Raw genomic sequence first — 12,311 nt, 5'->3', positions numbered from 1 at the left:
CCTCCCTTGCTCTGTGAAAATCAACTGGCGAGTGCCTTGATGGCGCCTGAATGCTAGGATAGCCCTCATACTCCACAACACAGGATTGTCTTGGTTCATGTCAGAAACCGACACTGCTTATGCCGCAGAATTCGAGCGCTGGGCCAACGTATTCAGCGTTCATAAAGCCTTCAGTCATCCTTCCGAACTGCACGGTGCACTTTGCGGTCGCCTGGCGGCCGGATCACGCATAGAGGAAGATGAGTGGCTGGCCATGGTTTGCGAACACATGGGGCTGCCCGAGAGTGCGGCCGGAGAATCCAGTGACTTGTCCGTATTCATGAACGAGGCCTACGGACAAACACTGAATTTCCTGAAGTCAGCGGATATGAGCTTCCATCCACTGCTGCCTGATGATGACTATGCGATCGATCAACGCCTGGAAGCCCTGGTGGCCTGGGTGCGTGGTTTTCTTGAAGGTATGGCCCTGGCTGCGGGGGAATCCCTGGGCGAAGCTCCGGAAGAAATTCGTGAGCTGATCGAAGACATGGTGGCTATCAGCCAGGTTTCGGAAGACCAGGAATCTGACCAGGAAAGCGAGCAGCAGCTGATGGAGATAACGGAGTACATCCGGCTCGGGGCTCTGGCCGTATTCACCGAGTTCAATCCTCCGGAAAAACCGGCACCGCTAGCGCCAACGCTGCACTAAAGCACCTCACATACTGCGGGAGAATCCATGTCATCTATTATACCCGTCAAAGAATTTGCCGAGCGCCGTCGCAAACTGATGGAACGCATGGCACCAGACAGCATAGCCATTATTCCGGCTGCGCCTGAACGTGTCCGGAACCGGGATGTGTTGCACCCATTCCGTCAGGACAGTGATTTCCAGTACCTGACCGGTTTTGGCGAGCCTGAGGCGGTATTAGCACTGATTCCGGGCCGGGAGTACGGGGAGTCGGTACTGTTCTGCAAAGAGAAAGACCCCGAAAAGGAACTATGGGATGGGTTTCTTGTAGGCCCCGAGGGGGCAATCGAAGGTTACGGACTGGACGACGCCTTCCCGGTATCCGATATCGATGACATCCTGCCGGGTATGATCGAAGGGCGCAGCCGGGTGTATTACCCGCTGGGCAAAGACCAGGGTTTCGATACCCGGGTTATGGACTGGGTCAAGGTTCTTCGCAGCAAGGTAAAAAGCGGTGCCCATCCGCCGGGTGAGTTCGTATCGCTGGAGCATCTGCTGCACGATCTGCGCCTATACAAGAGTGCGAACGAGATCAAAGCTATGGCGCGCGCCGGTGAAATCAGTGCCGAAGCCCATGTCCGTGCGATGAAGCGTGCCAGGAAGGGTGGTAATGAATATAACCTTGAGGCCGAGCTGATTCATACTTTCATGGAGCATGGGGCCCGGTCTACGGCTTACCCGTCCATTGTTGGTAGTGGTGCCAATGGCTGCATCCTGCATTACATCGAGAATACAGCGCCTCTGCATGAGGGCGATCTGGTACTGATTGATGCAGGCTGTGAAGTGGAATGCTACGCATCTGACATCACCCGGACCTTCCCTGTCAGCGGCAAGTTCAGCCCTGAACAGCGGGCAGTCTACGACGTGGTGCTGGAGTCCCAGTATGCGGCCATTGATGCGGTTCGCCCCGGTAATCACTGGAACCATCCCCACGAAGCAGCCTTGAGAGTGCTGACTGCAGGGTTGATTGATCTGGGTATTTTGACGGGCACAGTTGATGATGCCATTGCCAGCGAAGCCTTCAAACCCTTCTTCATGCACCGTACTGGCCACTGGTTGGGGCTGGATGTGCACGATGTAGGCGATTACAAAGTTGGTGAAGCCTGGCGGTTGCTTGAGCCGGGTATGGTGTTGACGGTTGAGCCAGGCCTGTATATCGCGCCGAATAATACCGATGTGGACGAAAAATGGCGTGGTATTGGAATCCGTATTGAAGACGACGTAGTGGTGACCAAAGAGGGTTGCCGGGTACTGACAAACGGCGTGCCTAAAACGGTTGATGAGATCGAAGCACTGATGGCGGGATGAGCCTGTGACACACTCCGATACCGATGTGATCATTGCTGGCGGCGGACTTGCCGGTGCGACACTGGCCCTGGCTCTTGCCAGAACTGCGCCAGCGTTGAGGGTGACCGTGGTCGAGGCTTTTCCATTGTCTGCAGATGCCTTGCCCGATGCCTACCAGCCCAGCTATGACGCTCGTTCTACAGCGCTGGCCTGGGGCTCGCGGCTGGTATTCGAAGAGCTGGGGCTCTGGACACGGTTATCTGAGCATGCAACGCCTATCCGGCATATTCACGTCTCCGACCGGGGCCACTTTGGTGCCACCCGCCTGGCAGCCAGTGAATACGGGCAGCAGGCCCTGGGTTATGTGGTGGATAATCGGTGGATGGGCTTGTGCCTGATGCGGGCGTTGCTGGACACGAATACCCAGTGGCAGGCGCCGGCGGAGGTCACTGGTATGGAGTCTTGCCCGCAAAGTGTGAGCGTTGCCGTAAAGACTGGCGATGGAACTTGCACAATCACTGGTCAATGTCTGATTGTTGCAGATGGTGGTCGTTCCGGGCTGAGAGAGAAACTCGGGTTCCAGCCCAGGCATCATGGCTATGAGCAGAATGCTCTGATTGCGAACGTCTCCACCAGCGACAGCCATCAGTTCACCGCATTCGAGCGCTTTACCGATGCCGGGCCTATGGCCCTGTTGCCTCACGGCTCACCGTCTCGTGCCGGTCAGCAGTCGACACTGGTCTGGACACTGAGTGATAAGGAACTTGAAGAAGTTCTGGCAATGTCCGATGGGGACAAATGTCAGCGGCTTCAGGATAGGTTTGGCTGGAGACTGGGCCGGTTTACGCGGATTGGTGAATGTAATCACTACCCTCTGACACTGACCACGGTTGATGAGCCGGTACGGCCAGGCGTAGCACTTGTAGGTAATGCCGCGCACGCTTTGCATCCGGTTGCCGGGCAGGGCTTTAACCTGGCGTTGCGGGGGCTGATGACTCTGGCAGAGCAGTTCCGGCTGGCTGCTGAACAGGGCCGGTCGCCGGGCGACTTTCAGATTTTGCGCCGTTACCATGAGTTGCACCGCCCGGACTGGAAGCAAACTGTACAATTCTCGGACTCTCTGATCCGTATCTTTGGTAAATCGCCGGCACCAATGGCCGTAGCCCGTGATGCCGGGCTGGTGGGTCTGGATCTGTTCCCTGGTGCCAAGCGACTGTTTGCCCGCAAAGCCATGGGCACCGGCGGACGCAGGGCAGTCATTAACGGGCTGTCGGTAAGCGATAAAATATGAATGATCCCGAAGTGTTCGACATTCTTGTTGTAGGCGGGGGCATGACTGGGACCGCGCTGGCTATTGGTCTGTCCCGGCAGGGGTGGAAAACGGGCCTGATCGAAGCGGCTGATCGCGCAGATCTGTTACAAGCTCCGTCTGCGGCAGCAGATGTGGCGGATTTTGAGCCGCGGGTCAGTGCTATTTCCGTTGCCAGTCAGCAGCTGCTGGAATCATTGGGAGCCTGGCAAAGTGTCGCTGCCGGACGTCATTGTCCCTATCAGGGGATGACCGTATGGGACGGAGACGGTACCGGCCGTATCCATTTTGATGCAGCAGAATTGCAGGCCCGTGCGCTGGGAACGATTGTTGAAAACCGTAGTCTGGTCAGAGCGCTGTTCGAAGTTGTGGAAAACAGCTCTGTCGAGTTGATCGACAAGGTGCAGGTTACGGGGTGTTCGCTGAATGGCAATCAATGCAACCTTGAGCTTTCTGATGGTCGCACGCCCGGTGCCCGGCTTGTGGTTGCTGCCGACGGAGCCAACTCCAGATTGCGCCAGTGGGTCGGGCTGCCAACCCGTGAGTGGGATTATGACCAGGAGGCCATTGTCTGCACTGTACGTACAACTCAGCCCCACCAGTACACTGCCTGGCAGCGATTTTCTCAGACCGGACCACTGGCGTTCCTGCCACTATCTGCGGAAAGTGGCGATGAGCATTTCAGCTCTATCGTCTGGTCACAGGACACTATAGAGGCCCGGCGTCTGATGACGTTGGATGATACTGCCTTCGTTTCGGAACTTGAGCAGGCAATTGAAAGCGAGCTCGGCACCATTGAAGCTGTTTCCCGGCGTTTTGCGTTTCCGCTCAGACAGCGTCATGCCAAAGACTACGTTGCACAGGGTGTCGTGTTGATAGGTGATGCTGCCCACACCATCCATCCCCTCGCAGGGCAAGGTGCCAACCTGGGATACGGTGATGTACGGGTTTTACTGGAAGAACTGGCCCGGGCAAGGAATTCTGGTTTGAGTCCTGCGCATGAACTGGTCCTGGCGCGTTATCAACGTCGCCGTAAGGGTGACAATCTGAGCATGATGCTTGCCATGGAAGGCTTTAAACAGTTATTCGGCCGTGATGAATTGCCGTTTAGGTGGCTCAGAAATACCGGTATGCGCTGGCTTGACGGGGTTGCTCCGGTTAAAAACCGTATTGCGGCAGAGGCCATGGGTCTTATTACTTAAATCCCTATCAAAATGAAGGAACTGCACTGATGGCAGGAACCAGTCTGCTTGCGCTTCTCGATGACATTGCGACACTTCTCGACGATGTCTCCCTGATGACAAAAGCTGCTACAAAAAAAACTGCTGGCGTACTGGGAGATGACCTTGCGCTGAATGCACAACAGGTAACCGGTGTGAAACCGGCGCGTGAGCTGCCAGTGGTCTGGGCGGTGGCCAAAGGTTCAATGGTTAATAAAGCAATCCTTGTACCGGCTGCCGTGGCGATCAGTTTTTTTGTCCCCTGGCTTGTTACACCACTATTGATGCTTGGTGGGGCTTTTCTGTGTTTTGAGGGAGCGGAAAAGCTTGCCCACAAGTTTCTGCACACGGAAGAGGATGAGCAGCATAGGGAAGAGCTGAGGGAGGCGTTGAAAAAGCCAGGGGCCGACCTTAAAGTGCTGGAAAAACAGAAGATAAAAGGCGCTATCCGGACGGATTTTATCCTTTCCGCTGAGATCATAGCCATAACCCTCGGCGTGGTAACCGGAGAGAGTATCGGCATGCAGTTTGTGGTACTGGCCGTGGTGGCAGCGATGATCACAGTCGTGGTTTACGGTTTGGTTGCCGGTATTGTGAAACTGGATGACGCTGGCCTGTACCTGAGCCAGAGAGAAGGTGTTATTGCACAGAAAACCGGTCGGGGTATCCTCTGGCTGGCACCCTATCTGATGAAAACCCTGTCAATTCTCGGCACGATTGCCATGTTCCTGGTGGGCGGTGGCATCCTGGTTCACGGTATAACGCCGGTTTACGATGCCATCCATCATTTTTCGGTGGATTTGGGGGGCGTTTCCTCAGCAGTGGTGCCCACACTGGCAAATGGCCTGTTTGGCTTGCTGGCTGGTGCGTTGCTGGTTGTGGTGATTACGCCATTGTTGCGGATGTGGGAGCGCAGGTCCGGCGCTTCCTGAGTCAGAGGCAGGCGTCAAACAGCCGGCTGATGAGAACAGGAACAGCCGTTTCCATCCGGAGAATACGCGGCCCCAGATGAACGCTCTGGCACCCCGCTTCTTCCAGCTTGTCCACTTCATAGGGGGTGAAACCGCCTTCCGGGCCGACGCACAGCGCCGTGGGGCAGTTCACGTGGACAGGGCAGGGTGTGGAAGTGCCAGGGTGGGCAACCAGAGCTCGCTTGCCTTGCAGTAGTGCGGGTAACTCATCTTCCACGAATGGTTTGAAAAGCTTGCGAGTGTGCAGGCGAGGCATAACCGTGTCTTTTGCCTGCTCCAGCCCGAGAGTCATGTTTTCCCGCAGGTTTTCATCGGACAGCCAGGGCGTTTGCCAGAAGCTTTTCTCGACCTTGTAGCTGTTGATCAGCCAGATGTCCTTTACGCCCAGTGTCGTGCTGGTTTGCAGAATGCGGCGAAACATTTTTGGGCGGGGCATGGCGATTATGAGCGTGAGGGGCAGTGGGGCCGGTGGTTGCTGATTCAGTACAACTATCAGTTCTGCTTTGGAATCGGTGAGGTTTACCACCTCACCCAACCCCATCTGGCCGTTTACTCGGCCTACCGGCAACTGGTCGCCAGAGGATGCACCAAGTACCGATTTGATGTGTTCCAGCCTGCGCCCGCGAAGCACCACGCGATTTTCCGCAACAAAATCCTCATCAAACAGTAACGCTATATTCATCCGGCTGGTGGCTCGTCGGCTTCCTGCCCGGATACCTCACGGGAGGCCAGCCGGCCGAACAGAATGCCCAACTCAAACAGTATCCACATGGGGACGGCCAGAAGCGTCTGGGAGATAATGTCTGGCGGTGTCAGCATCATGCCGATGATGAAACAGGCGACCACAACGTAAGGCCGTTTGGCTGCCAGGTCTGCTGGCGTTGTTATGCCGCTGAGGATAAGCAGAATGGTGGCGATAGGGATCTCAAAGGCGACCCCGAATGCAAAGAACATTTTCAGCACAAAATTCAGATAACTGCTGATGTCCGGCAATTCAACAATGCCTTCCGGGCCAATGGCGGTAAAAAATCCGAATACCAGTGGAAACACCACGTAATACGCAAACGCGGCACCCAGATAGAACAGAATGACCGAAGTAAACAGCAGCGGGAAGGCCAGGCGCTTTTCATGGGCATAAAGGCCGGGCGCGATGAAGCTCCAGAGCTGATAAAGGATGACCGGGATCGCGGCAAACACCGAGAGGAACAGGGCCAGTTTCAGGGGCGCGAAAAACGGCGAGGTAATGTCTGTTGCAATCATGGTCTGGCCGATTGGCAGCAGTGTGCGGATGGGCTCGGACAGCCAGAGATACAGTTCGTTAGCGAAGGGGTAAATGGCTGCAAAGCAGATAATCACAGCCAGAACCATTTTCAGCAGGCGGTTGCGAAGTTCCAGAAGATGCTCAACCAGAGGCATCTCGGGTTGCTGGGAATTGCTGCTCTGGTTGTTACTCTGATGGCCCGGTTCTTTACCATCTGTTTTTGCATTCATGAAGGCTTATCCGACGGTTTTTGCGCGGCGTCTGACTCGTCGGGCCTGTTCTCACCCAAGGCTGCGGTGGTGTCGCCCTCTGTGCTGTGGTCAGTCGCAGTTTGGTTGTCGGTCTCTGGCTTGCCCGACAAGATCATATGCTCGTACTTTTTGGCTTCGTCCAGAGCTCCGCGCACGGTTTTCTGAACATCATCAAGGCCAACATCTCCTGCTTTACGCAGCTCATTCCTGAACTCTTCGGCCTTCAACTGGTTGTCGAGCTCTGACGTAAACTGGTTCACCATGCGGCGGGCACCGCCGATCCAGCGCCCAGCCGCACGCGCAGCCGTTGGTAGCCGTTCAGGGCCAAGTACCAACAACGCAATAACGCCGCAGATCAGCAATTCCAGGAAGCCGATATCAAACATTCTGTCTGGTCTCAGCTGCTGGCTTTATCCTTGGGTTTCTCTTCTGCTGCCTGCCGGGTCTGTTCTTCGGCCTGACCTTCCAGAGAATCCGGATTTTCGGGTTTGCTGTCTTCGTCATTCATGGACTTTTTGAAGCCGCGAATGGCACCACCAAGATCGGTGCCGATGTTGCGCAGTTTTTTTGTTCCGAACAACAGAATAACGATGCCCAGAACGATAAGAAGTTGCCAGATACCTATGCCGCCCATCATGGGTTCCTCAATGTAAAGTGTCGGTTCATTTGTATTGTACGCTACCGGAGACGTTTGGCGGAAACCCTCATCAGGGGGCTTGCAGCCTTACTGGCTCCGGGAGGCTTTTTCTTCCAGGCCGGAAAGGTCAAACCGGCGAGCAAGCTCGTCAAGAATATCCTGAGAGGTCAGCCCCAGATTAGAAAGCATCACCATGCTGTGAAACCAGAGATCCGCAGTTTCGCCAATCACCGCGCGGGTGTCGCCCGAGTGCTCGGCATCTTTGGCGGCCAGCAGAGTCTCGGTACACTCTTCACCAACCTTTTCCAGTATCTTGTTCAGACCTTTGGAATGGAGGCTGGCAACGTAGGATTTCTCCGGGTCGGCTGATTTCCGGGCTTCCAGAACCCGTGTCAGATCTTCCAGGACATTGCTCAATGCACTCACTCCTCAGTTTTTGCCATAGATGGCATCCGGATCTTTGATAACGGGTTCAATACTGACCCACTGGCCGTCTGTCAAAGAACGATAAAAACAGCTACGCCGGCCCGTATGGCAGGCAATCCCGCCTTTTTGCTCAACTTTCAGTAATATCACATCTGCATCACAGTCGAGGCGAATATCTTTTACTATTTGCTGGTGCCCGGAGGTTTCACCTTTGCGCCATAGTTTACCCCGTGACCGCGACCAGTAAACCGCCTGACCTTCCTCGGCGGTTAATTGAAGCGATTCACGGTTCATCCAGGCCATCATCAGAATGTCGCCGCTGGCTGCATCCTGGGCAATTGCCGGAACCAGCCCATCAGCAGTCCATTGAATGGCTTCAAGCCAGTCGAGGTTGGCCAGATTATCTGGTACATCTTTCATTTTTATGAATCCTGAGCGTGTGAACGCTGTTTTCTCAGGTTTTCCCGAGTGAACGGCAGCAGAAACATTGGCGCTGTTCAGAACCCTGAAGCTGGTAATTCTGACATGGTTAAGCCGTCATCGCTGAACAATATTGTGCTGGCAGGTTTATCGGGCCCGGGCAGGGATTATTTTACTGCTGAAGGCAGGTTACCCCCCAGCATGTTTTCAACCACTGCGGCATTATAGAAAGCTTCAATCGTCTGGATTTTATCATCCTGGACACGGAACCAGAGTGCCAGCCGCACATCTCCGATCGGTTCAAAGTTGGTCTGATAGTCCAGAATCGCGAATACGTGTTCGCCGTCGGCGCTGAGCTGGCGAAGAATCAGGTCTTTCTGTATGGCCGCCATACCGAACTGATAAGACATCATGTCATCCGGGCTCAGGAAGCGCATATTCGGGCCCACATACTCAAAACCTTCTGCAACCAGTAAGGTCTTTGCGTTGTCAAAACGCTGGGCATGTATCTCAGCGATGAACTGAGCCACGATGTCTTTTGGCTGCATAAATGAACTCCACTTCTAATACGAGGATGGTTTTGGGGGTCGGGCTCAAGGATTGATTATATTCAGGGCTGAGCATAATGAAACCATCAGTTGCCTGAATTTCCCCCGGTTGTGTTTAAAGCATGGCTCAGCGGCCACCCCGCAAGACCAACCCCCCGGCGGCAACCAACAGCGCCCAGCTCCAGAGGGGTACACTTTGTACCCATGTGAGGGCTTCTGGCTGAGTCCCTATGATGGCGGCAGCAACCAGTACCATAGCAGTAATCCCGCGGCGCCAGCGCCGATCCGTTCGGTGTTGCTGTTCCCGCAGTAGCGCCAGTGCATCCTGGTTCTGTTTTTCGGTGGGGCCGGAGCTGCGCAACTGTAGCAGGGCATCGTGGACCAGTTGCGGCATTTCCGGTGATTGTTCCAGCCACGAGGGTAAGTGGGTCTGAAGGGATTTGATCAGGCCTGAGGGTCCGATTCGTTTGTGCATCCAGCTTTCCAGGAATGGCTGGGCAGTGCTCCAGAGGTCGAGTTCCGGATACAGCTGGCGGCCGAGGCCTTCCACATTCAGCAGGGTTTTTTGCAGCAACACCAGTTGCGGCTGGACTTCCATGTTGAACCGGCGGGCGGTTTGAAACAGCCGGAGCAGGAAGTGGCCGAAGGAAATATCCTTGAGGGGTTTTTCAAAAATCGGCTCACATACGGTGCGGATAGCGGCTTCAAACTCGTTTACCCGGGTATCGGGTGGTACCCAGCCAGACTGGATATGAAGCTGCGCTACTTGCCTGTAGTCCCTGCGGAAGAAAGCCAGCAGATTACGCGCCAGATAGCTCTGGTCGTCCGGTGCAAGGGTGCCGACAATACCGAAATCAATGGCAATGTATTTCGGGTCGGCAGGGTTGCTGACGTCTACAAAGATGTTCCCCGGGTGCATGTCTGCGTGGAAGAAGCTGTCACGGAATACCTGGGTAAAGAAGATCTCAACCCCTTTCTCGGCCAGAACCTTCAGGTTGACTCCCGCCGCTTTCAGGGCAGGAACATCGGCAATGGGGATGCCGTGGATACGCTCCATCACCAAGACTGACTTGCGGGTATAGTCCCAGTCGATAAAGGGAATGTATATCAGCGAAGAGTTTTCGAAATTCCGGCGTAACTGGCTGGCATTGGCGGCTTCGCGCTGCAGGTCCAGTTCGTCGTGGATAGTAGCGTCATAATCTTCAACCACTTCTACCGGGTGCAGGCGCTTGCCTTCTGTCCAGTATTTCTCCAGCAGATTGGCCATCAGGTACATCAGGGCGAGATCCTGCCGGATCACTTTTTCTATGCCCGGGCGTAGCACCTTTACAACAACTTCCTGGCCGTTCAACAGGGTGGCAGCATGAACCTGGGCTACCGAGGCGGATGCCATGGGGTCTGCGCTGAACTCTTTGAACAGTTCAGATACCGGAGCGCCCAGGGAGGTTTCAATAATGTTACGGGCTGCGTCACTGGGGAAGGGCGGGACGCGATCCTGGAGGGTTTTGAGTGATTCCGCCATGTCGTCAGGCAGGAGATCACGACGGGTAGACAGAATCTGGCCAAACTTGACGAATACCGGCCCGAGTTCTTCCAGAGCCAGGCGCAGGCGATCGCCACGGCTGAGTTTTGGTTGAGGAAACAGGTGCCAGGGCGCAAGCAGGAAGAAGATCTTTAACGGCCCGGGAAGCTCTGCCAGAGGCAGAAAGGTGTCAAGCCGGTAACGGCAGAATACCCAGGCAATTCGGAACAGGCGTTGCAGACGGGTCACGGAGTCTCCGGTTTGTCAGTGGTGCCACGATTTGTGATCAGGCTTATGCGAGCTTCCAGGCGCTCTGTGCGCAGGCTGAGCATGTCGATATCTTCGAATGTGGCTTCCAGTTCACGACGGCCGGGCAGCGCGCGGCTTTCCTCATGCAGGTATTCTTCGATATTGGCGTTCAAAGTACGGATAGCCTGTCGGCTCCAGCTCACGGCATTGCGAATGCGCTTGCCGATAAAATGGGCTGGTATATCACCAATATGCCCTGCCATGGAGGCTTCCCAGTCCGGGTTCAGTTGATCCAGAGCGCGCTGAAACTGGTGTGCGAGGCCTGTATCACCGGTAACTTCGAGCCGCTTGTCTGTGAACACGCGGTTGTCACCGGTGGCCAGTGCCGCAAAAGCCAGGGGCCTGCCGCTGATTTCAAGGGATGGCTCTTCTGCTGGCTGGCCGTGTACCTGTACACGCTGGCCGGCGCGGTGCAGAGACAGGGTTAGTGAAACCGGCTCTGTGATGCGGAACTGTACCGGCCCCTCAAGAGCATCCAGTAGCGCCTGTTGCCCGGCGGGATCCAGTTCCAGGGCCTCGTTCAGTGCCCGCTCGATTATGGCGGTTACCGCCGTAAGCAGGGTCGGGCCGGGGAACATCAGGGTTTGATTCCCACGTGCAGGGCAACAATGCCGCCGGTCATATTGTAGTATTTGCAGTTCACCAGACCTGCGTCTTCCATCATGCTTTTGAGTGTGTCCTGATCCGGGTGCATGCGGATAGACTCGGCAAGATATTTGTAGCTCTCACTATCGCCTGCAATGAGCTGGCCCATCAGTGGCAGTGCTTTGAATGAATAGGCGTCATAGACTTTGCTGAGCAGCGGATTGGTAGGCTTGGAAAACTCAAGCACCATCAGTTTGCCACCGGGCTTCAGTACGCGGGTCATGTCACGTAAAGCCTGATCCTTGTCGGTTACGTTACGCAGACCGAAGGCAATGGATACAGCGTTGAAGTTGTTGTCCGGGAACGGAAGGTGTTCGGCATCTGCCTGTACATACTCAATATTGCCTGCGTAACCACGATCGGTCAGGCGGCTGCGGCCAACCTGCAGCATGGAGGCGTTGATGTCGGCGAGAATCACCTTGCCTTCACTTCCCACCAGATCGGAAAACTTCATTGTCAGGTCGCCGGTTCCGCCGGCAATGTCCAGAACCTGATGGCCCGGCCGCACGCCGGAAAGCTCAATGGTAAAACGTTTCCATAACCGGTGGACACCCATGGACATCAGATCATTCATGAGGTCGTATTTGCCCGCGACACTGTGAAACACTTCCGCTACCTGGCCAGCTTTCTGGCTCTTTGGTACGTTGCTGAAACCAAAGTGGGTTACGTCGTCCTGGCCGTTGCCGGGGCTGGCTGGCGTTTGTTGCTCGCTCATGGGGCATGTCCTGTCAGAATCTGAACCCCGTATTCTAACGGTTGACGGGGTTGCTACAAGGGT

Annotated in this window: 15 protein-coding genes; 5 read left to right on the top strand and 10 right to left on the bottom strand. The window is 55.3% G+C overall.

The annotated features are described in order from the left end of the window. Positions 1–97 precede the first annotated feature (97 nt). The 5 genes from DS878_RS12595 to DS878_RS12575 are packed head-to-tail and all read left to right on the top strand — an operon-like array spanning position 98 to position 5,475. A complete protein-coding gene (locus DS878_RS12595) occupies positions 98–688 on the top strand; it encodes a UPF0149 family protein (RefSeq protein ID WP_113816275.1) in 591 nt (196 codons plus the stop codon). A gap of 27 nt (positions 689–715) precedes the next feature. Next, on the top strand, positions 716–2,035 hold the full coding sequence (gene pepP / locus DS878_RS12590) for a Xaa-Pro aminopeptidase (RefSeq protein WP_113816274.1): 1,320 nt from the start codon (positions 716–718) through the stop codon (positions 2,033–2,035). Positions 2,036–2,039: 4 nt separating this feature from the next. Beyond that, on the top strand, positions 2,040–3,305 hold the full coding sequence (ubiH, locus tag DS878_RS12585) for a 2-octaprenyl-6-methoxyphenyl hydroxylase (protein WP_113816273.1): 1,266 nt from the start codon (positions 2,040–2,042) through the stop codon (positions 3,303–3,305). Then, positions 3,302–4,525, top strand: a complete 1,224-nt coding sequence (locus tag DS878_RS12580; RefSeq protein WP_113816272.1) for a UbiH/UbiF/VisC/COQ6 family ubiquinone biosynthesis hydroxylase — start codon at positions 3,302–3,304, stop codon at positions 4,523–4,525. The genes ubiH and DS878_RS12580 overlap by 4 nt, the downstream gene beginning before the upstream one ends. A gap of 29 nt (positions 4,526–4,554) precedes the next feature. Further along, positions 4,555–5,475: a DUF808 domain-containing protein gene (locus DS878_RS12575; protein ID WP_113816271.1), complete on the top strand. Its 921-nt coding sequence runs from the start codon at positions 4,555–4,557 to the stop codon at positions 5,473–5,475. 1 nt (position 5,476) lies between these two features. On the opposite strand, the gene DS878_RS12570 is transcribed toward DS878_RS12575, so the two are convergent. The 10 genes from DS878_RS12570 to ubiE all read right to left on the bottom strand — a co-directional run bounded on the left by DS878_RS12570 (position 5,477) and on the right by ubiE (position 12,248). Next, positions 5,477–6,196, bottom strand: a complete 720-nt coding sequence (locus tag DS878_RS12570) for a 16S rRNA (uracil(1498)-N(3))-methyltransferase (protein ID WP_113816270.1) — start codon at positions 6,194–6,196, stop codon at positions 5,477–5,479. Further along, on the bottom strand, positions 6,193–7,005 hold the full coding sequence (tatC, locus tag DS878_RS12565) for a twin-arginine translocase subunit TatC (protein WP_410003474.1): 813 nt from the start codon (positions 7,003–7,005) through the stop codon (positions 6,193–6,195). The genes DS878_RS12570 and tatC overlap by 4 nt, the downstream gene beginning before the upstream one ends. Beyond that, positions 7,002–7,412, bottom strand: a complete 411-nt coding sequence (gene tatB, locus DS878_RS12560; protein WP_113816269.1) for a Sec-independent protein translocase protein TatB — start codon at positions 7,410–7,412, stop codon at positions 7,002–7,004. Before tatB ends, tatC begins: the two co-directional genes overlap by 4 nt. Positions 7,413–7,423: 11 nt before the next feature. Then, on the bottom strand, positions 7,424–7,660 hold the full coding sequence (tatA, locus tag DS878_RS12555) for a Sec-independent protein translocase subunit TatA (protein WP_113816268.1): 237 nt from the start codon (positions 7,658–7,660) through the stop codon (positions 7,424–7,426). Positions 7,661–7,750: 90 nt separating this feature from the next. Further along, on the bottom strand, positions 7,751–8,080 hold the full coding sequence (locus tag DS878_RS12550) for a phosphoribosyl-ATP diphosphatase (protein WP_113816267.1): 330 nt from the start codon (positions 8,078–8,080) through the stop codon (positions 7,751–7,753). A gap of 12 nt (positions 8,081–8,092) precedes the next feature. Then, positions 8,093–8,509: a phosphoribosyl-AMP cyclohydrolase gene (hisI, locus tag DS878_RS12545; RefSeq protein ID WP_113816266.1), complete on the bottom strand. Its 417-nt coding sequence runs from the start codon at positions 8,507–8,509 to the stop codon at positions 8,093–8,095. A gap of 167 nt (positions 8,510–8,676) precedes the next feature. Continuing rightward, entirely contained in the window at positions 8,677–9,057 is a 381-nt protein-coding gene (locus DS878_RS12540) for a nuclear transport factor 2 family protein (RefSeq protein ID WP_113816265.1), read from the bottom strand. A gap of 127 nt (positions 9,058–9,184) precedes the next feature. Next, positions 9,185–10,828, bottom strand: coding sequence for a ubiquinone biosynthesis regulatory protein kinase UbiB (gene ubiB / locus DS878_RS12535; RefSeq protein ID WP_113816264.1), 1,644 nt, complete (start codon positions 10,826–10,828; stop codon positions 9,185–9,187). Beyond that, positions 10,825–11,466: an SCP2 domain-containing protein gene (locus DS878_RS12530; RefSeq protein WP_113816263.1), complete on the bottom strand. Its 642-nt coding sequence runs from the start codon at positions 11,464–11,466 to the stop codon at positions 10,825–10,827. Before DS878_RS12530 ends, ubiB begins: the two co-directional genes overlap by 4 nt. Then, positions 11,466–12,248: a bifunctional demethylmenaquinone methyltransferase/2-methoxy-6-polyprenyl-1,4-benzoquinol methylase UbiE gene (gene ubiE / locus DS878_RS12525; RefSeq protein ID WP_113816262.1), complete on the bottom strand. Its 783-nt coding sequence runs from the start codon at positions 12,246–12,248 to the stop codon at positions 11,466–11,468. Before ubiE ends, DS878_RS12530 begins: the two co-directional genes overlap by 1 nt. Positions 12,249–12,311 lie beyond the last annotated feature (63 nt).

This window comes from Marinobacter sp. F3R11, assembly GCF_003318275.1.
Lineage (GTDB): Bacteria > Pseudomonadota > Gammaproteobacteria > Pseudomonadales > Oleiphilaceae > Marinobacter.
The sequence above is the reverse complement of the archived record's forward strand: the minus strand, read 5'-3'. Positions and strand labels throughout refer to the sequence as shown.

Bases quoted from the DNA above. Each gene is read 5' to 3' on its own strand.
- DS878_RS12580 (WP_113816272.1), top strand. From the start codon at position 3,302: ATGAATGATCCCGAAGTGTTCGACATTCTTGTTGTAGGCGGGGGCATG.
- DS878_RS12530 (WP_113816263.1), bottom strand. From the start codon at position 11,466: ATGTTCCCCGGCCCGACCCTGCTTACGGCGGTAACCGCCATAATCGAG.
- DS878_RS12595 (WP_113816275.1), top strand. From the start codon at position 98: ATGTCAGAAACCGACACTGCTTATGCCGCAGAATTCGAGCGCTGGGCC.
- DS878_RS12540 (WP_113816265.1), bottom strand. From the start codon at position 9,057: ATGCAGCCAAAAGACATCGTGGCTCAGTTCATCGCTGAGATACATGCC.
- DS878_RS12575 (WP_113816271.1), top strand. From the start codon at position 4,555: ATGGCAGGAACCAGTCTGCTTGCGCTTCTCGATGACATTGCGACACTT.
- ubiE (WP_113816262.1), bottom strand. From the start codon at position 12,248: ATGAGCGAGCAACAAACGCCAGCCAGCCCCGGCAACGGCCAGGACGAC.
- hisI (WP_113816266.1), bottom strand. From the start codon at position 8,509: ATGAAAGATGTACCAGATAATCTGGCCAACCTCGACTGGCTTGAAGCC.
- tatC (WP_410003474.1), bottom strand. From the start codon at position 7,005: ATGAATGCAAAAACAGATGGTAAAGAACCGGGCCATCAGAGTAACAAC.
- DS878_RS12570 (WP_113816270.1), bottom strand. From the start codon at position 6,196: ATGAATATAGCGTTACTGTTTGATGAGGATTTTGTTGCGGAAAATCGC.
- tatA (WP_113816268.1), bottom strand. From the start codon at position 7,660: ATGGGCGGCATAGGTATCTGGCAACTTCTTATCGTTCTGGGCATCGTT.
- pepP (WP_113816274.1), top strand. From the start codon at position 716: ATGTCATCTATTATACCCGTCAAAGAATTTGCCGAGCGCCGTCGCAAA.
- tatB (WP_113816269.1), bottom strand. From the start codon at position 7,412: ATGTTTGATATCGGCTTCCTGGAATTGCTGATCTGCGGCGTTATTGCG.